This window comes from Brachybacterium subflavum (assembly GCF_009299795.1).
Taxonomy (GTDB): Bacteria; Actinomycetota; Actinomycetes; order Actinomycetales; family Dermabacteraceae; genus Brachybacterium; species Brachybacterium subflavum.
Map to the genome: position 1 here is coordinate 618,358 of NZ_VIGP01000002.1, position 19,101 is coordinate 637,458.

Sequence of the window (19,101 nt, forward strand, 5' to 3'; positions counted from 1 at the left end):
CATCGGCGGATGGAGACGGGGCCGACGATACCAGCGCCCGGATCAGATGAGCAGGGCCCGGTCTCAGCCGAGCAGATCGGCGACCTGCGTCGCGAGCTCGGCGGAGAGCACGAGGTCGTCGACGAGGCCCGCGCGGGCGGCCGCGACCACGGCTTCGGGATGGCCCACGGCCGGGGCGACCGCCACCACGTGCGCGCGCCGCAGCTGCTCGGCGCCCACCCCGATCACGCGCTCCTCGATGCCGGCCCGGGCGACCCGCCCCTCAGCGTCCACGAGGACGCCGGCGCACTCGGCGACCACGCCCGCCTCGCGCGCCCGGCCGCGCTCGTCCTCGGAGAGCCGGCTCCACAGGGTCGAGGCGCCGGGCCACCAGGCGCCGATCGAGACGGTCGCGACGTCGATCTCGTCGGCCGCCTCGAGGGCGGAGCGCACCTCGTCCATGCCGCGCAGCGAGGCAGCGACCTCGGGCGAGTCGACGATCAGCGGGGTGGGCAGCGCCCAGATGCCGCCGCCCGCGAAGGATCCGAGCGTGTGGATGAGGGCCGAGGAGTGCGCGCTCGAGTAGCCCGGCGCGCTCAGCGGACCGACGAGCTGGACGACATCGACCCTGGGCAGGGCGTCGAGCGAGTCGGGCAGGTGCATGAGCGTGCGCGACCAGGCGACCCCGAGGCGCCCGCCGTCATGCAGGAGGTCCGGCAGCAGGCGCCCGACCTGCCGGGCGAGGGCCGCGCGCATGGTCTCGTCCACGCGCGGTGAGGCGACGACGACGCGGGAGATGCCGAGCTTCTCGGCGAGCGGCGCGAGATCGTGGCCCGACTCGGCGGGGTCGTGGATCTGGATCCGCACGATGCCCTGCGCACGCGCCTCCTCGAGCATCCGCGCAACCTGGAAGCGCGAGAGCCCGTGCTCCTTGGCGATGTCCACCTTCGAGCGGTTCTGGAGGTAGTACTCGGTCGCCAGATGCGCCTTGAGGGAGCCGTCGTCCGCGGGCATGGAAGCTCCTGTGGGTGGTCGAGGGGGCGTGATGGTCGTGGCAGTCGTGATGGTCATGGTGGGCGACGTCGTGTCGCGCCGGATCGGCGCGGCTGGTTCCGGGGAGGCCGGCCGACGCCGGGCGCCGCGCCCTCGTCCCGATTCCGTTCCGCCTGTTGCTCCGCGAAGCGTATATGACTACGCTCACGAATCAGATGAGCGCGGCCGCCCATCAGATGTGCGGCCGCTCGCGACGGCCCATCGACCGCACCGACCACCTGCGGGTCCGACTCCGACGTCGGCCCGCGACCCCGGCCCGACCGGACCCGGACCCGGACCCGGACCCGGACCCGGACCGACGTTCCAACGCGAGACCCGTCGACATCGACGCCGACACCGCCCAGAGGGGACAGCCCATGCCGCACCTCCGATCCCGCACCTCACCACCGCCGTCGGCCGACCTGGCCCCGTCGGCCCTCCGCACCACCCCCTCCCGTCCGAGCCGGCGCACGGTCCTGGGCGCGGGCGGGCTCGGCGCCGGTGCGGCGAGCCTGGGCCTGGCCGGCTGCGGCTCGGGCAGCAGCGGCGGGAAGCAGTCCATCGTCGTCGCGATCGTCTCGAACCCGCAGATGCAGGACGCGATCGGGCTCGTCGACCACTTCCGGGCGGACCACCCCGACGTGGACGTGCGCTTCGTGTCCCTTCCGGAGAACGAGGCTCGCGCGAAGATCACGGCGTCGATCGCCTCGGGCGGCGGCGAGTTCGACGTCGTGATGATCTCCAACTACGAGACCCCGCTGTGGGCGAAGAACGGCTGGCTCACCGACCTGCAGCCCTTCATCGACAAGACCGAGGGCTATGAGCCCGAGGACTTCATCCCCACCATCCGCGAGGCCCTCACCTCCGGGAAGTCCATGTACTCGGTGCCGTTCTACGGCGAGAGCGCGTTCCTCGTCTACCGCAAGGACCTCTTCGACGAGGCCGGGCTGACGATGCCCGGCCACCCCAGCTGGGACGACATCCGCTCGTTCGCGAAGACCCTGCACGACCCGGAGAACGGCATGTCCGGCATCGCCCTGCGAGGCCTCGCCGGCTGGGGCGAGAACCTCGCGCCCATCAACACCGCCATCAACACCTTCGGCGGCTGCTGGTTCGACATGGACTGGGCACCGCGACTGGACTCCGAGGAGGTCCACGAGGCCGTCTCCACCTACGTCGACACCGTGCGCACCTGGGGCCAGCCGGGCGCGGCGACCTCCGGCTTCGGCGAGTGCCTCACCCAGTTCGCCCAGGGCAACGCCGCCATGTGGTTCGACGCCTCCTCGATGGTCTCCGGGATCGAGAACCCCGACTCCTCGACCGTGGTCGGCAAGACCGACTACACGCTGGGGCCGACGGTCGACACCGAGTCCACCGGCTGGCTCTACTCGTGGGCGCTCGCGATCCCCGAGACCTCCACGAAGAAGCAGGCCGCCTGGGACTTCATCGCCTGGATGACCCACCCCGACTACTTCCAGCTGGTCGGGAACGAGGTGGGCTGGGAGGCGCTGCCCCCGGGGTCCCGCAGCTCGACCTACGAGATCCCCGAGTACAAGAAGCTCGCCGCCCACTACGCGACCCCCACCCTCGACTCGATGGACAACGCGACCCAGGAGAAGGCCATGACCCAGGAGGTCCCCTACCCCGGACTGCAGTTCGTGGGCATCCCCGAGTTCCAGGACCTGGGCACGCGGGTGGGCCAGCAGCTCTCGGCCGCGATCGCCGGCGGGCAGAGCGTCGAGGACGCCCTCTCCCAGGCGCAGACCTTCGCCGCGTCCGTCGCCCGCACCTACGGATGGGAGGGCTGAACGATGACGACCGCCGCCGCAACCGGGACCCCGCAGTCCCGCGGGAGCTCGCAGCCCCGTCGCACCGCGCAGCCGCGCGGCGCCGCGCAGTCCCGGGCCGACGGGTGGAGCCGGCGCCTGCCGCTCCTGCCCGCCTTCGTGTTCGTGGTGATCTGCACGCAGATCCCGTTCCTGCTGACCATCTGGTACTCGCTGCGCTCGCGGAACCTGCTGCGCCCCGAGGGCGAGGAGTTCGTGGGCCTGCAGAACTTCCTGGACATCTTCCGCGACTCCACCTTCCGCGGCGCCGCGCTGAACTCGATCCTCATCACGCTCGCCTGCGTGGCCGTCGCCCTGCTGCTGGGGCTCGGGCTGGCGCTGCTTCTGGACCGGAAGTTCCTGGGCCGCGGGATCGTGCGCACCCTGCTCATCACGCCGTTCCTCATCATGCCGGTCGCCGGCGCGATGCTCTGGTCGATCTCGATGTTCGACCCCACCTACGGGCTCGTGAACTGGCTGATCTCCCTGGTGGGCGTCGGCCCCGTGGACTGGACCAGCCAGCTGCCGGTGTTCTCCATCGTGGTGGCGCTGGTGTGGCAGTGGACGCCGTTCATGATGCTCCTGCTGCTCGCGGGCCTGCAGTCCCAGACCGGCGACGTGCTCGAGGCCGCTTCGATGGACGGCGCCTCCCCGTGGCAGACGTTCCGCCACATCACGCTCCCCCACCTGCGCTTCTACATCGAGCTGTCGGTGCTGCTGGGCGCGATCTACGTGGTCAACACCTTCGACCAGATCTACCTGATGACCGCGGGCGGACCGGGCACGGCGAGCGCGAACCTGCCGTTCTACATCTACCAGCGCGCGTTCCTCGGCTTCGACATCGGCCAGTCCGCCGCGATGGGCGTGGTCACCGTCGTCGCCACCATCATCATCTCGACGCTCGCGCTGCGCCTGATCTTCCGCAGCATCAACGCCAAGGAGCAGTCATGAGCACCGTCGCCGACGCCTCCCCCGCCCCGTCGCCGCGGCCCTCGCCCGCGGGGTCCGCAGCCACCCGCACGTCGGCCCCCGGCGCCCCCGCGATCCGACCCAAGCGCGCCCGCGGCACCACGACCGGACGCCTGCTGGGCATCCTCGCCTGGATCGTCGGGCTGATCTTCTTCGCGCCGGTCGCCTGGATGGTGCTCACGAGCTTCAAGCAGGAGTCGCAGGCCGCCTCGAACCCGCCCACCTTCCTTTTCACCCCGACCCTCGACCAGTACAAGGCGGTGCTCGCCTCCGGCGCGGGCAGCTACCTGCTGAACTCGGTGATCGCGACGGCCTGCTCGACGCTGCTGGTGCTCGTGCTCGCCATCCCCGCCGCCTACGCGCTCAGCATCCGGCCGGTGAAGAAGACCCAGGACGTGCTGTTCTTCTTCATCTCCACCAAGATGCTTCCGGTGGTCGCGGTGATCATGCCGATCTACGTGATCGCCGGACAGCTGCGGATGCTCGACAACCTGCTCACGCTGATCGTGCTCTACACGGCGATGAACCTGCCGATCGCGGTGTGGATGATGCGCTCGTTCTTCCTCGAGGTGCCCGGCGAGGTGCTCGAGGCCGCCTCGATCGACGGCGCCTCCCTCGTGCGCACGATGCGCACCGTGCTGCTGCCGATGGTGGCGCCCGGCGTCGCGGCGACCGCGCTGATCTGCGTGATCTTCGCGTGGAACGAGTTCTTCTTCGCCCTGAACCTCACCGCCGCCAACGCCGCCACGGTGCCGATCTACCTCATGAGCACGATGACCTCCGAGGGCCTGTTCCTCGCACGGCTCTCCGCCGCCTCGGTCATCGCCTCCCTGCCCGTGGTGCTCGCCGGCTGGATCGCCCAGAAGCAGCTGGTGCGCGGCCTCTCGATGGGCGCGGTGAAGTAAGGGGCGCGGAGGGGCTGCATTTCGGTCGGGGCTCTCTCGCGCGGAGGACGTCCGTCGCGTGTCGGGTGCGGCGCGTGTCGGTGCGGCGCAAGGACGGCCGCGGAACTCGGTCAGTGAGGACCAGAGGCGCGACCCGGTCTGACCAGGGGAATGTGGATGATCGGCCGACGCTCCGCCCCGCCGCGTGCACCCTGGGGCGATGACACGGACCCCGGAACCGCTCCAGAGCAGCCTCGGGCCCGTGTTCACCGCTGCCGAGGCGTTCGCGGCCGGCGTCAGCGCCGGCCGGCTGCGGGCGCCGGACCTGGGACGGGTGCAGCGCGGCCTCTACCGGCGGGGTCCACGGTTCACTGCCGAGGACGTCGCGCGGGCACTGCGCTGGTCGGACGCAAGCGTGATGCTGTGCGGCCCCACCGCCGCGCAGGTCCTCGGCATGCCGCTCCCCTCAGCCCTCGATATCGCAAACACCCAGCAGATCCACCTCACCAGCGTCCATGCACGGCGCAGCTCGAGGATGCTGGTCTGGCACCGCTTCACGATCGGCCGTGACGACGTCCTCGACGCACAGGGATGCCGCCTCACCGGTCGGGTCCGCACGGCGATGGACCTCGTCGAGCATCTGACGCCCGACGACCTCGTCTCGGTCCTCGATCACCTGATCCGTCACCCGCGTCCCCGCTTCGAGGGCCGCTCGGCTCCGTACGCGACCCCCGAGGGTCTGCGCCTCGCGATCGACTCCTCCCGACGCACTGGGCGACGTGCCCTGCGCGCAGCGCTCGCGCGAGCCCGGGTCGGCAGCGACTCCCCGGCCGAGACGTCGCTGAGGCTGTCGCTCGTGCACGCCGGCATTCCCGATCCCCAGCTCAACGTCAGGGTCTGGGAGAGCGGCGTCGACCTGGGGGAACCGGATCTGAGCTGGCCGGAGTGGAAGGTCTGCGTCGAGCACGAGGGGCCCAGCCACCTCACGCCCGAGCAGCTGGCGAAGGACATCCGTCGCGCCAAGCGGCGCGCGGCCCACGGGTGGCTCGAGATCCGCACCGTCGCCGAGCACCTCCGCGCCGACGGATGGCTCGCGGTGCACGAGGTGCGAGGCGCCCTCCGCTCGCGCGGGTGGGAGGGCTGAGCCGGCGCGTGTGGGAGCTGGCGCCTGGACTCTGGCCCCGGGCTCCGGGCTCCGGGCTGCGAGCTCCGGGCTCCGGGCTCCGGGCTGCGGGCGCGTCACGGACAGTGCTGCGCAACGGTCGTTATGAGCGTCCAGAACGACCACTACGCAGCACTCAAGGTCCGGGCACCGTGCCAGAGGGCGCGCGACACACGAACAGTGCTGCGAAACGGTCGTTTTGAGCCTCCAGAACGACCATTGCGCAGCACTCAAACGCAACGCGCAGCGGGAGGCACGGTGCGCCGCTCCCGCCGGCGCACCGCACTCGTGAGAACGGTGCAACCGCCCCGTGGGAGCGGGACGCCCGCGCCCCGGGCGCCCGTGTCAGCCAGCGAGGCGCGCGATGACCTCGGCGTTGAAGGCGTCGAGGTCGCCGGGGTTGCGGCTCGTGGTGATGCCGCGGTCGGTGACGACCTGCTCGTCGACCCAGTCGGCACCCGCGTTGCGCAGGTCGGTGGCGACCGAGGTGTAGCTGGTCATCCTGAGCCCGTCGACGAGTCCCGCCTCGATGAGGATCCAGGGCGCGTGGCAGATCGCGGCGATGGGCTTGCCCGCGACGGCGAAGGCCTTCACGAGGCCCACGGCGTCCTCGTCGATCCGCAGCGAATCGGCGTTCAGGGTGCCGCCGGGCAGGACCAGGGCGTCGAAGTCGTCGGCGCTCGCGCCCTTGATGGGCCCGTCGACGGGGAACTCCTTCCCGCGGTCCCAGTCGCCGTTCAGGGCGACGACGGCGCCGTCCTCGGCGGAGAGCAGCACGGTCTTCGCGCCGGCCTCCTGGAGGGCGGCGAGGGGCTGGGCGAGCTCGGGCTCCTCGACGCCGCGGTTCGCGATGAGTGCGACGGTGCGTCCGGTCAGGTCGGTCATGATGCTTCCCTTCGCTCGGGGTTCCCGCGGGGCGGGATTCGATGTCCACGCTATGCCCGTCGGGTGGGGCCGTGAAGGGGTCGCGCCAGGAGCGAACAAGGTGCCGCGCGTGGCGCCTGCCGCGCGCGTCCTGGGCACCGCGGGCCCAGAAGCGAACAGGGCGCCACGGGAACCGCGCGCGCCCCGGGCGCTCAGCGCGCGTCGGCGCGGAAGGTGCGCAGGCGCAGGCTGTTGAGCACCACGAACACGCTCGAGAAGGCCATGGCTGCGCCGGCGAGCATGGGGTTCAGCAGCCCGAGCGCGGCCAGCGGGATCGCGGCGACGTTGTAGGCGAAGGCCCAGAACAGGTTGCCGCGGATCGTGCGCAGGGTGCGGCGGGAGAGGCGCACGGCGTCGGCCGCGGAGCGCAGGTCGGCGCGCACCAGGGTGATGTCGGCGGCCTGGATCGCCGCGTCGGTGCCTCCGCCCATGGCCAGTCCCAGGTCGGCGCGGGCGAGGGCGGCCGCGTCGTTGACGCCGTCGCCGGCCATCGCGACCTTCCGCCCGTCGCCCTGCAGGCGGGCGATCACGGAGACCTTGTCCTCGGGCATCACCTCGGCGATCACCTCGTCGATGCCGACCTCGGAGGCCACGCGCTCGGCGACGGTGCGGCCGTCGCCCGTCAGCAGCACGGGGCGCAGGCCCACCTCGCGCAGTCGCGCGATGGCCTCGGCGCTCGTGGGGCGCACGGCGTCGGCGACGGTGAGGACTCCGCGCGCCTCTCCGTCCCAGGCGACGAGCACGGCGGTGCGACCCGCGTCCTGCGCGCTCTCCTGGAACCGCGCGAGCACGTCGGGCATGCGGATCCCGTCGGCCGCACTCGTCCCGCCCGCCGCGCTCGTCCCGCCCGCCGCGCTCGTCCCGTCCGCCGCGCCGGTCCCGTCGTTCCCGAGCCGCCGCCCCACGCTGACCAGCACGCCATCGACCATCCCGCGGGCGCCGCGCCCGGGGAGGGCCTCGAAGTCGGTCGCCTCGGGAAGATTCCCGATGCGCTCGCCGGCACCGCGGGCGATGGCCTGGGCGATCGGGTGCTCGGAGGAGTCCTCGACGGCGCCCGCGCGACGCAGCAGCGTCTCGGTGTCGACGCCGTCGGCCGGATGCACGTCGACCAGGGTCATGCGGCCGGTGGTCACGGTGCCGGTCTTGTCCAGGACGATCGTGTCGAGGTTCCCGGTGCTCTCGAGCACCTCGGGACCCTTGATGAGGATGCCCAGCTGGGCGCCGCGGCCGGTGCCCACCAGCAGGGCCGTGGGAGTCGCGAGGCCGAGCGCGCAGGGGCAGGCGATGATGAGGACGGCGACGGCGGCGGTGAACGCGGCCTCCGCGCCGTGCCCGGTGAGCAGCCAGACGATGAGCGTGACCAGGGCGAACGCGAGCACGATCGGCACGAACACGCCGGAGATCCGGTCGGCCAGGCGCTGCACGCGGGCCTTGCCGGACTGGGCGTCCTTCACGAGCTGCGCCATCTGGGCGAGCTGGGTGTCGGCGCCCACCCGGGTCGCGCGCACCACGAGACGCCCGCCGCTGTTCACGGTCGCGCCGGTGACGGCGTCCCCCTCGGCGACCTCCTGTGGCACGGACTCGCCGGTGAGCATGGAGGCGTCCACGGCGCTGCGACCGGAGACGACCTCGCCGTCGGTCGCGATCTTCTCGCCGGGCCGCACCACGAACTCGTCGCCCACGGCCAGGTCGCCGATCGGGATCCGCCGTTCCTCGCCGCCGCGGCCCTCGGTGCCGCCGCGCAGCACGGCGACATCCTTCGCGCCGAGGTGCAGGAGGGCCCGCAGGGCGGCCCCGGCCTCGCGCTTCGAGCGCTTCTCGATGAACCGGCCGGTGAGGATGAACAGGATGACCCCGGCGGCGACCTCGAGGTAGATCGTCGAGGCGCCGTCGGACCGGGAGATGGTGAGGTCGAAGCCGTGGTGCATGCCGGGCATGCCGGCGTCCCCGAGGAACAGGGCGTACAGCGACCACAGGAACGCGGCCGTGGTGCCCATCGAGATCAGGGTGTCCATGGTCGCCGCGCCGTGGCGGGCGTTGATGAGGGCCGCGCGGTGGAAGGGCCAGCCGGCCCAGACGATCACCGGCGCGGCGAGCGCGAGCGAGGCCCACTGCCAGTACGTGAACTGCAGCGCCGGGATCATGGCCAGGGCGATCACGGGGATCCCGAGCACGGCCGCGCCGATCAGGCGCTGGCGCAGGGAGACGAGCTCGGGGTCGACGGGCTCGGCGTCGGAGGTGTGCTCGACGGTGGACCCGGTCGAAGATCCCGGGGCGCCCGACGGACCGGCGGCGCCGGATCGCGCGCCCGAGGGCGCGGTGCCCGATGCGCTCGACGCGCCCGTCGCGCCAGCAGGCATCGTGGCCGTGTATCCGGCCTTGGCCACGGTCCCCACGAGCACCTTCGGGTCGAGATCCGCGGGCGCGGTGACCCTCGCGGATTCGGTCGCGAAGTTGACGCTCGCCTCCACGCCGTCGAGCTTGTTGAGCTTGCGCTCGATGCGGTTCGCGCAGGAGGCGCAGGTCATCCCGCCGATGTCGAGGTCGATCCCGCGCAGAGGGCCGACGGGGCCTCGCGGCGCACTGCGCTCATCGGAGGCGGCGGATGTCATCGAAGCTCCTTCGGGCCGGGAACAGAGGGGTCACGGGCGGCGCGGGATCACGCGGCCGGCGCGGATCGGCCGGCGGCACGCGCTGGGCCCGCAGCACAGCTCGGGCGACCGGCGCGGGCCGGCTCACGGCGCTGACTCAGCCGACGCGGCTGGCCTCGTACCCGGCCTCCTCGACGGCGGCCAGCACGGCCGACTCGTCGATCGCCTCGGGGCCGGTGACGACCAGTCGGCCGGTCTCGTGGCTGACCTCGATGCCCTCGACGCCGGGGACCTCCCCGACCTCTTCACGCACGGACATCTCGCAGTGCCCGCAGGTCATCCCGGTCACCTGGAACTCGGTCGTGGTCATGGACTCCTCCTCGGTTCGCGAATGCCCGGTCGGGCACACCCCGAATGTATACCCCTAGGGGGTATCACTGTCAACGAAGCCCGCGCTCCTTTCCGCGCCGGTCTCCGGTGCCGCGCTCCGACTCGTGTGCACCGTCACCGGCTCCGCTCTCGGGTACCCTGCGGACACCCGTCCCCGCCCGGCTCATCACGCCCGCCCCGTCCCCGACCCCGTCGAGCACCCCGCTCGACGCCTGGAGGTTCCCCGTGCCACCCAGGAAACCGCCGACCGTCTACGACGTCGCGACGCGCGCAGGGGTCTCGATCGCGACGGTCTCGCGCGTGCTGCGCAGCCCGCAGAAGGTCACCGAGTCCACGCGGGAGAGGGTGCTCGCCGCGATCGACGAGCTCGGCTACGTGCCCAACGCGAGCGCGCGGGGGCTCGCGGGCCGCCGCACCGGCGTGCTGGGCCTGCTCATCCCCGGCCACGACGCCCCGCCGGTGCCGCAGCCGGGATCGGCGGGCGATCATGTCGTCGAGTTCATCGACGACATGGACCGCAGCTTCGTGGACCCCGAGCGCAACCACTACTTCGAGCAGCTCGTGCGCGGCTGCGAGATCAGCGCCTGGGGCAGCGGGTATGCGCTCCTGGTCGCCTCCGGCCCCGATCTCAGCCGGAGCGTGGTGCTGGACGATCTGGAGGGTCGGGTCGACGGGATCATCGTCATCTCCCGCACCGTGCCCGATGACCTCATCGCCCGCTCGGCGCGCCGCGTGCCGCTCGTGGTGGTCGCCGGCCGCGCCGCCGGGACGGCCGATTCAGTGCGTGTGGACAACGCGGGCGGGATGGCGGCGGTGACCCGCCACGTGCTCGCACGCAAGCCCGAGGGCCCCGTGCTCTACCTGGGCGGGCCCGCGGATTCGCCCGACGGGGTCGAGCGCGAGGAGGGCTTCCGCCGCGAGATCGATGGCAGCGGCGAGACCTGGCGCATCGCGTCCACCGACTTCACGACCGAGGGCGGAGCGCAGGAGACGCGCCGCGCCCTCGCGGACGTCCGCCCGGGCGCCGTGATCGCGGCGAACGACCAGAGCGCGCTCGGGGCGCTCACGGCGCTGCGAGAGGCCGACATCAGCGTCCCGGGCGACTGCGTGGTCACCGGATTCGACGGCATCGAGGACGCGCGCTGGTCCCATCCGCCGCTCACCACCGTGCGCCAACCGATGACGGACGTCGGCGTCCAGGCGGTCCGGACGCTGCTGCGCCGGATGGCCGATGCCGAGGCTCCCGGCCAGGACCTGCAGCTTCCCGTCGACGTGCTGCTGCGCGAGAGCTGCGGCCCGCTCGGGCACTGAACGCCCGGCGGCCCGTCGGCCCCGCCGGATCGCCCCGCCCGTCGGCCCCTCGAGCCGGGGCCCTCCGACGCCCGCGCCCTCAGACGATCGGCCGCACGAGCATCCCCTCGGCGACGCTCCCGGGCACCTCGACGCCCTCGCGCCCGAGCACCCGCACCAGCGGACCTTCGCCTGCCGCGCCACTTTCCCCCGCGTCGACGTCGAGCTCCACACCGGGCACGAGTCCCAGCTCGCGGGCGGTGCGCAGCACCTCGGGGTCGGCGTCGGAGACGACGAGGACGCGGAAGCGGCCGCTGCCGGTGACGCTCGCGAGGCGCCGCGCGTCCTCGGGGTGGGCCCAGCGGTGGTCGGCATCGGGGATGGGGTCGCCGTGGGGGTCGGCCGTCGGATGCTCGAGGATCGCGTCGATGCGGGCGATGAAGGTGTCGCTCACGGCGTGCTCGAGGCGCTCGGCCTCGTCGTGCACCTCGTCCCAGTCGTAGCCGAGGGCCTCGACCAGGTAGGTCTCGAGCAGGCGATGGCGGCGCACCATCGCGATCGCGCACTGCGCGCCGGCCTCGGTGAGCTCGACGGGCTTGTAGGGGATGCGGGCCACGAGGCCCTGGGCGTCCAGGCGCTTGAGGGTCTCGGTGACGTTGGCGGCGGAGGTGCCGAAGCGCTGGGCGAGCTCGCCGGTGGTGATCGGCGGGGCGCCCCACTCGGTGCGCGACCAGATCACCTTGAGGTAGTCCTGGGCCACGGGACTGAGCTCGTCGGGATTCACCCCGGCATCGTATCGCCGGGGCCGATGGCGACCGCCGGGTCGCCCCTGCTCACCCGCCCGCGAAGGACATCGGGACGAGCGCGAGGTTCAGGGCGATGATGAGCGCGACGACGATCCAGGCGATCACGGTGACCGGCCGCGAGTTCGCGAAGCTCCCCATCAGGGCGCGCCGGCCGGTGAGGGTCACGAGCGGCACCAGGGCGAAGGGCAGGCAGAGGCTGAGCACGACCTGGCTGAGCACGAGGGCCGCGGTGGGCTCGGCGCCGATCGCGAGCACGACGAGCGCCGGCAGCAGGGTGAGCAGGCGGGAGAGCACGAGCGGGATCCGCCGGTGCAGCAGTCCGCGCATGATCTCGCTGCCCGCGTAGGCGCCCACGGAGGAGGAGGCGAGGCCCGAGGCGAGCAGGCCGATCCCGAAGAGCACGCCGACCACGGGCCCGGAGGCGGCGGAGATCGCGGCCTGCGCGCCCTCGATGGTGTCGGTGCCGGGGATCCCGGGGAGCGCCTCGGCGGCCAGGACCAGCATCGCGATGTTCACGGTGCCCGCGAGGCACAGCGAGAGCACCACGTCCCAGCGCGAGGCGCGGACCACGCGGGTGATCCGCCCGGGCGAGCGGTCGGTGCCGTGGCGGTCGCGCACGAGTCCGGCGTGCAGGTAGATCGCGTGGGGCATCACGGTCGCGCCCAGCATCGAGGCCGCGAGCAGCACGGTGCCGCCGCCGTCGAAGCGCGGGATCAGCCCGTCGGCGAGGGCGACCGGATCGGGCGGGGCGACGACGAGCCCGGCGAGGAAGCCGATGGTGATCACACCCAGCAGCCCGATGATCACGTGCTCGAAGGGCCTCTGGCCGAAGCGGGACTGCACGGCGAGCAGGGCCATCGAGACGGCGCCGACGATGACGCCGCCGACCAGCAGCGGGAGCCCGAAGAGGATGCGCAGGGCGATCGCGCCGCCGACGACCTCGGCGATGTCGGTCGCGATCGCCATGGCCTGCGCCTGCAGCCAGAACAGGAGGCGCGAGCGCCGACCCAGGGTCGCTCCGAGGTGATCGGCGAGGGTGCGGCCGGTGACCGCGCCGAGCTTCGCCGAGAGGTACTGGACGAGCATCGCCATGAGGTTCGCGACCACGAGCACCCACAGCAGCAGGTAGCCGTGGCGGGCGCCGGCGGTGATGTTCGCGGCGATGTTCCCGGGATCCACGTAGGCGACGGCGGCGACGAAGGCCGGGCCCAGCAGGCGCAGCGTGCGCCAGGGGCCGCGGGGCCTGCGCGCCGTGCCTGTTGGCGCGATGCGCTCCTCGCGTTCCACGAGCATGTCTTCCGTCATGGTTTTAACATACATTAAACTCTACCTGGATGCACAGGCGCCCACCCGAACCCTCCGGGTTGCACGAACGGCGCCCGTCCGCGCGACCCGATACCTCTCCCGGCAATGCCGCCCCGAAAGCCGCCGCCCCGCCGAGATTCCAGCAGCAAGGTCTGCCGCCGGGTCCGCACCGGACCTGTAGCGACGCCGCAACAGATCCGCCGCCCCGAAGAATCGACCGTCCCACCCCTTGCACCCTGAGATGTATGCGCATACAGTCACATTCACGTCCACCAGGACGGTCGCCACGAGCCCCACGGCTCTCCGGTCCCCGTCCCGCCACGGACTCCGGGCCGCCGCCCGATCCCGCCGAGGAGGGCGGGGTCGCGGCACCCGGCCGCCTCCCTGGGGCGGGATCACCTCGAACAACGGCGTCAGGAACACGTCCCGTGCACCACTCGACCCCACCGCCCATCGGCCGGCGCACCGTGCTGACCGGAGCCTCGGCGGCCGCCCTCGCGGCCGCAGCCTCCGGATGCAGCCTGCAGATCCGCAGCCGCCCCGATCCGACCATCGGCCCCGACACCCTGCTGTCCGGCGGGGACGCGGGAACCCCCACGTTCACCGCCAATTTCAATCCGTACCAGCCCAACGCCCGCTCCAGCGTCGGCATCCTCTACGAGCCGCTTCTGCTGACCAATCCCCTCGACGGCGAGCTCACCCCCTGGCTGGCCGAGAGCTGGGACCAGCCCGACCCCGCCGAGCTGGTGATGACCCTGCGCTCCGGAGCCCGCTGGAGCGACGGCCACGCCCTCACCGTCCAGGACGTCGTCTACACCTTCGACATGCTGAAGGAGCACCCGGCCAACGACACGAAGGGCGCCTGGTCCCGGATCGACTCGATCGAGACGGACGGCCGGGACATCCTCTTCCACCTCGCCGACGACGACTCCCCCGCGGTGGGCTCGATCGGCCCCACGCTGATCGTGCCCCAGCACATCTGGAGCGGGGTCGAGGACCCGACCACATGGCGCAACGAGGACCCGGTGGGATCCGGGCCGTTCACGCTGGGAAACTTCACCCCGCTCCAGTACACCCTCGACCGGAACGAGGACTACTGGCAGGCGGACACCATCCGGATCCAGCACATCGTCATGCCCGCGGCCACCTCCGAGATCGACCTGGTGACCAAGGGATACGACTGGGCGTACTCGTACATGAGCGACGTCGACAACACCTGGGGAGCGGCCAACGACCACAACCGCCACTGGTTCCCGCCGGGCGGCATCATCGGCCTGCACCCCAATCACGACGTCGTCCCCTTCGACGACGTCGACGTGCGCCGAGGCCTCTCCCTGGCGCTGGACGGCGACGCCGTCGGCAAGGCCGCGGCCGAGGGATACATGGAGCAGGCCAGCCAGACCGGGCTCCTGCTACCCAACCAGGAGGACCTGCTGGACCCCTCCATCCCGGATCAGGGCATCGTCACCCAGGACACCGACGCGGCGATCGCCGCGTTCGAGAAGGCGGGCTTCAGCCACGACGGATCCACGATGCGCACGCCCGACGGCGACCCGTTCAGCTTCGCCATCACCACCGCCAACGGGTACACCGACTGGCTGCGGGCCGTCCAGGAGGTGCAGCGGCAGCTCGGAGAGATCGGCATCGAGGCGACGATCCGGGCCCCGCAGGCCGCCGCCTACGAGGCCGCCCTGTCCAGCGGGGACTACGCGATCGCGATGGGCTCCTCGAACGGATCCGATACGTTCCAGGGGTACGCCAACCTGCTCTCGAGCGAGTACTACGTCCCGGTGGGCGAGAGCAGCCAGAACAACCGGATCCGATTCCGCGACGACGACGTCGACGATCTGCTGCAGCGCTACCGCGAGAGCGTCGACGAGCAGGAGCAGACCGAGATCATCCATGGGTTGGAGCAGGTCTTCATGGATCAGATCCCCATCGTCGCCCTCTACTACGGCGGCCTGTGGGGGCTGTACAACGACGGCCGCTTCACCGGCTGGCCCACGGCCGAAGACCCCTTCACCTCCCCGCAGACCTACGGCTCCTCGCCGCTGATGGTGCTGACGCATCTGCGGCCCGTCGAGAAGGAGGCGGCGACATGAGATACGCCCTGCGCAAGGTCGGTCTGTTCGCGCTCACGCTGTGGGCCGCCGTCACGCTGAACTTCCTGCTGCCCCGGATGATGCCCGGCTCGCCCGCCGACGCCGCGATCGCCCGCCTCTCCCAGAACGGGCCGGTGACCGACGAGACCCGGGCCGCGGTCGAGGCGCAGCTGGGCGTCCCGGACGGCAACATCCTCCAGCAGTACCTCGCCTACCTGGACCAGGTGATCCACCTGGACTTCGGGATCTCCTACGCCTTCTATCCCGAGCCCGTCTCCGGTCTCGTGGCCACAGCCCTGCCGTACACGATCGTCCTCGTGGGCACGGTGACCGTGCTCGCCTTCATCCTGGGCACCCTGCTGGGCGTGCTGGCGGCATGGCGGCGCGGGACCTGGCTGGACGCGCTGCCCACCGTGGGCGGCAGCTTCATGAACACGTTCCCCTATTTCTGGACGTCGCTGCTGCTGCTGTTCTTCCTGGGGTACGTCGCCCATCTGTTCCCGACGTTCGGGGCGTACTCGGCGACCGCCGTTCCCGGGATCAGCTGGGACTTCTTCGTCGACATCCTGTACCACGCCGCTCTGCCCGCGGTGACGCTGCTGATCACCTCCCTGGGCGGCTGGATCATCGGCATGCGCAACGCCATGATCAACACGCTCGGCGAGGACTACGTGACCTTCGCGGAGGCCAACGGGATCAGCGGGCGCACGGTGGCGCTGCGCTACGCGGCCCGCAACGCGATCCTGCCGAACCTGACCGGCTTCGGCCTGGCGCTGGGCGGCGTGGTCGGCGGCTCCATCCTCGTCGAACAGGTCTTCGGGTATCCGGGCATCGGATTCCTGCTGTTCAACGCGGTGATCGGACAGGACTACCCGCTCATGCAGGCTCTGTTCCTCATGATCACCGTCAGCGTGCTGGTGGCGAACCTGCTCGTGGACATCCTGTACGGCGTACTCGACCCGAGGACCAGGCGATGAGCGAGAACACGACCCGAGCACCCTCCCCCTCCCCCGTCGGACATCGGCACCATCCGGCCGTCGAGGCGCTGCGCGGGGGCCTGCGCACAATCTGGGGCAACCGCAAGGCACGGATCGGCATGATCCTGCTGGCGCTGTTCATCCTGGTCGCCCTGCTGGCGCCGCTGCTGGCGCCCTACGCCCCCAAGGAGAATTCCTTCGACCGCAACCTCGGCGCCTCCGCCCAGCACTGGCTGGGCACCACGGCGGCCGGCGAGGACGTCCTCAGCCAGCTGATCCACGGCGCCCGCATCAGCGTGATCGTGGGCTTCGGCGCCGGTTCGATCTCCACGCTGATCGCCGTGCTCATCGGACTCACCTGGGGGTACATCACCGGCTTCGCGGCCGACGTGGTGAACTTCGTGGTCAACCTGTTCCTGGTGATCCCCGGTCTGCCGCTGATGATCGTGATCGCGACCTACCTGCAGAACGGCGGGATCTCGGTGATCATCGCGGTCATCGCGATCACGGGCTGGGCCTGGGGCGCGCGCGTGCTGCGCAGCCAGACCAGCACCCTGCGCAACCGCGACTTCGTGCAGTCCGCGAAGTTCTCCGGTGAGCGCGCGCCGAGGATCATCTTCCGCGAGATCCTCCCGAACATGACCTCGATCATCGCCGGGGGCTTCTTCGGCTCCGCCACCGCCGCGATCCTCGCCGAGGCGGGCCTGGAGTTCCTGGGCCTGGGCGACTCGTCGATCGTCAGCTGGGGGACGATGCTCTACTGGGCACAGAACTCGAACGCCCTGCTCACAGGGCAGTGGGCGCTGCTGTTCGCCCCGGGTCTGTGCATCGCCCTGCTGGCCACCTCGCTCACGCTGATCAACTTCGGCGTGGACGGCATCTCCAACCCCCGCCTTCGCGAAGGGAGCACGGGACGATGACCCCGAACCACCCTGCCCAGCAGGCCGGCCCGTCGGGCGCCGATCCGGACGTCGATCCGTCGGGCGCCGATCCGTCGGACGTCGAGGAGATCCTCTCCCTCGAGGATGTCTCCGTGGTCTACGAGCCCGTCGGGGCCGCCCCCACCCATGCCGTGCGAGGGGTCAGCGCGCAGATCGCGCGCGGGGAGTTCGTCGGCCTCGTCGGCGAGTCCGGATCGGGCAAGTCCACGCTGGGCTTCGCGATCACCGGGCTCGCGACCGCGCCGGCGAGGATCGAGAACGGACGGATCCTGTTCCGCGGGCGCGACATCGCGAGCATGGACCAGGATTCCCTGCGCTCCCAGCGCCAGGGCGGGTTCGCCATGGTGCTGCAGTCCGGGATGAACGCGCTGAATCCGGTGCGCACGATCCGCAAGCACTTCCACGACATCTTCGCCGCCCACCGCCACGTGCCGCGTGCACGGCGCGAGGAGCGCGCCGCGGAGCTCGTGGGCAAGGTGTCGCTGGGCCCCGAGGTGCTGGACCGGTATCCCGATCAGCTCTCGGGAGGGATGCGCCAGCGCGTGACCATCGCCCTGGCGCTCTCGCTCGAGCCGCAGCTGATGGTCTTCGACGAGCCCACCACGGCGCTGGACGTGATGGTCCAGCACGCCGTCATGGACACGATCCGCGATCTGCAGGCGTCCGAGCGTTTCACGGCGATCCTGATCAGCCACGATCTTGGCATCGTGCTGGAGTCCGCGCAGCGCGTGCTGGTGATGCACGACGGCGAGATCGTCGAGGACGCCGCCAGCGCGGACATCCTGCACCGGCCTCGGCACGAGTACACGCGCATGCTGCTCTCGCACTACGCGGATCCGCGCGCCGAGGTGGTCACGCTGCCCGGGCTCGAGGACCGGGCCGTGCTGCGGGACGAGGACCCGTCCGACGCATCGTCCGACAACCCCGCGGACCCCTCCACCGAGCCCCCGGATCCCTCTGCCGAGCGCTCCGCCCCCACCGCGCCCCCTGCTCCCGCCGCGTCGTCCAGCGGCCCCTCCTCCCACCGCGCCCCTGTCTCCCGGCTGCGCACCGGCGGGACGGAGCTGCGGCTCCAGGGCGTGAGCAAGGTCTACCCCGCCGCCCGGCGCTCCGGCCGGGCCGTACGGGCCGTACGGGCCGTCGACGACGTCTCGTTCACGCTGGAGCCGGGCGGTGCCACCGCCCTGGTCGGCCAGTCCGGCAGCGGGAAGTCCACGATCGCGAAGCTCATCACCGGCATCGAACGCCCGAGCGAGGGCACCGTCCATCTGGGCGACACCTCCGTGGGCGACCTGGGCCGCTCCGGCCTGCGGGACCTGCGCCGCACCGTGCAGATGGTGTTCCAGGACCCCTACGCCGCCCTGAACCCGCTGAACACCGTGGAGTACACGCTCGCGCGCGCCGTCATGAACCTCACCGACGTGCGGCGCGACGGGGCGCGGCGACGGGTCCGGGAGCTGCTGGAGACCGTGGGTCTGACCCCCGTCGAGCAGTTCACCGGCAAACTGCCCCACCAGCTCTCCGGCGGCCAGCGTCAGCGTGTGGTGATCGCCCGTGCTCTGGCCTGCGACCCGCAGGTGATCATCGCCGACGAGCCGGTCTCGATGCTCGACGTCTCGCTGCGCGCCGGCGTCCTCTCCCTGCTGCGGGACCTGCGGGAATCCATCGGGGTCTCCCTGCTGTACATCACGCACGACCTGCTCAGCGCACGCCTGATCACCGACCGGATCCTGGTGCTCCACGACGGGAAGGTCGTCGAGAGCGGGCCGACGTCGCAGGTCATGCGCGCTCCGCAGGACGACTACACCATCTCGCTGCTCGACGCGATCCCCAATCCCCGCCGCGTCCTGACGCCCTGACCCCGACCCCGACCCCGACCCCGACCCCGACCCCGACCCCGACCCCGACCATCGTGCCGACACC

15 protein-coding genes are annotated in these 19,101 nt (G+C 71.6%); 9 read left to right on the forward strand and 6 right to left on the reverse strand.

Translation table 11 applies throughout. The features are described from left to right. Window positions 1–63 precede the first annotated feature (63 nt). On the reverse strand, window positions 64–993 hold the full coding sequence (locus FHG10_RS06570; protein WP_227488077.1) for a sugar-binding transcriptional regulator: 930 nt from the start codon (window positions 991–993) through the stop codon (window positions 64–66). Window positions 994–1,388: 395 nt separating this feature from the next. Between FHG10_RS06570 and FHG10_RS06575 the strand changes: the two genes are divergently transcribed. From FHG10_RS06575 to FHG10_RS06590, 4 genes are all read left to right on the forward strand, one after another. Continuing rightward, on the forward strand, window positions 1,389–2,819 hold the full coding sequence (locus FHG10_RS06575; protein WP_152352500.1) for an ABC transporter substrate-binding protein: 1,431 nt from the start codon (window positions 1,389–1,391) through the stop codon (window positions 2,817–2,819). A gap of 3 nt (window positions 2,820–2,822) precedes the next feature. Continuing rightward, window positions 2,823–3,788, forward strand: coding sequence for a carbohydrate ABC transporter permease (locus FHG10_RS06580; RefSeq protein WP_152352501.1), 966 nt, complete (start codon window positions 2,823–2,825; stop codon window positions 3,786–3,788). Continuing rightward, on the forward strand, window positions 3,785–4,711 hold the full coding sequence (locus FHG10_RS06585; RefSeq protein WP_152352502.1) for a carbohydrate ABC transporter permease: 927 nt from the start codon (window positions 3,785–3,787) through the stop codon (window positions 4,709–4,711). Before FHG10_RS06580 ends, FHG10_RS06585 begins: the two co-directional genes overlap by 4 nt. 199 nt (window positions 4,712–4,910) lie before the next feature. Then, window positions 4,911–5,834, forward strand: a complete 924-nt coding sequence (locus FHG10_RS06590) for a hypothetical protein (RefSeq protein ID WP_152352503.1) — start codon at window positions 4,911–4,913, stop codon at window positions 5,832–5,834. A 363-nt stretch (window positions 5,835–6,197) separates the two neighbouring features. Here the strand turns inward: FHG10_RS06590 and FHG10_RS06595 are convergent, their stop codons facing one another. The 3 genes from FHG10_RS06595 to FHG10_RS06605 form a co-directional block, all read right to left on the reverse strand. After that, window positions 6,198–6,737 carry a type 1 glutamine amidotransferase domain-containing protein gene (locus FHG10_RS06595; RefSeq protein ID WP_152352504.1) on the reverse strand — a complete coding sequence of 180 codons (540 nt, stop codon included), beginning with the start codon at window positions 6,735–6,737 and terminating at the stop codon, window positions 6,198–6,200. Window positions 6,738–6,928: 191 nt separating this feature from the next. After that, window positions 6,929–9,388, reverse strand: coding sequence for a heavy metal translocating P-type ATPase (locus FHG10_RS06600; protein WP_152352505.1), 2,460 nt, complete (start codon window positions 9,386–9,388; stop codon window positions 6,929–6,931). Between the two features lie 136 nt (window positions 9,389–9,524). Next, window positions 9,525–9,737: a heavy-metal-associated domain-containing protein gene (locus FHG10_RS06605; RefSeq protein ID WP_152352506.1), complete on the reverse strand. Its 213-nt coding sequence runs from the start codon at window positions 9,735–9,737 to the stop codon at window positions 9,525–9,527. Between the two features lie 245 nt (window positions 9,738–9,982). Here FHG10_RS06605 and FHG10_RS06610 point away from each other — a divergent pair, with 245 nt between their 5' ends. Continuing rightward, a complete protein-coding gene (locus FHG10_RS06610) occupies window positions 9,983–11,068 on the forward strand; it encodes a LacI family DNA-binding transcriptional regulator (protein WP_227488078.1) in 1,086 nt (361 codons plus the stop codon). A gap of 79 nt (window positions 11,069–11,147) precedes the next feature. On the opposite strand, the gene FHG10_RS06615 is transcribed toward FHG10_RS06610, so the two are convergent. Both FHG10_RS06615 and FHG10_RS06620 read right to left on the reverse strand, forming a co-directional pair. Then, window positions 11,148–11,831, reverse strand: a complete 684-nt coding sequence (locus FHG10_RS06615) for a metal-dependent transcriptional regulator (RefSeq protein WP_152352508.1) — start codon at window positions 11,829–11,831, stop codon at window positions 11,148–11,150. Between the two features lie 49 nt (window positions 11,832–11,880). Beyond that, window positions 11,881–13,158 carry an Nramp family divalent metal transporter gene (locus tag FHG10_RS06620; protein WP_227488079.1) on the reverse strand — a complete coding sequence of 426 codons (1,278 nt, stop codon included), beginning with the start codon at window positions 13,156–13,158 and terminating at the stop codon, window positions 11,881–11,883. A 428-nt stretch (window positions 13,159–13,586) separates the two neighbouring features. Here FHG10_RS06620 and FHG10_RS06625 point away from each other — a divergent pair, with 428 nt between their 5' ends. From FHG10_RS06625 to FHG10_RS06640, 4 genes are read left to right on the forward strand one after another with little or no spacing between them, the layout of a single operon-like run. Then, window positions 13,587–15,260 (forward strand): ABC transporter substrate-binding protein, encoded by a 1,674-nt coding sequence (locus tag FHG10_RS06625; RefSeq protein WP_227488080.1) that lies wholly within the window; start codon window positions 13,587–13,589, stop codon window positions 15,258–15,260. Then, window positions 15,257–16,237: an ABC transporter permease gene (locus tag FHG10_RS06630; RefSeq protein WP_152352510.1), complete on the forward strand. Its 981-nt coding sequence runs from the start codon at window positions 15,257–15,259 to the stop codon at window positions 16,235–16,237. The genes FHG10_RS06625 and FHG10_RS06630 overlap by 4 nt, the downstream gene beginning before the upstream one ends. Next, window positions 16,234–17,157 carry an ABC transporter permease gene (locus FHG10_RS06635; RefSeq protein ID WP_152352511.1) on the forward strand — a complete coding sequence of 308 codons (924 nt, stop codon included), beginning with the start codon at window positions 16,234–16,236 and terminating at the stop codon, window positions 17,155–17,157. The genes FHG10_RS06630 and FHG10_RS06635 overlap by 4 nt, the downstream gene beginning before the upstream one ends. After that, a complete protein-coding gene (locus FHG10_RS06640) occupies window positions 17,154–19,037 on the forward strand; it encodes an ABC transporter ATP-binding protein (RefSeq protein ID WP_152352512.1) in 1,884 nt (627 codons plus the stop codon). Before FHG10_RS06635 ends, FHG10_RS06640 begins: the two co-directional genes overlap by 4 nt. The last annotated feature ends 64 nt before the right edge of the window (window positions 19,038–19,101 follow it).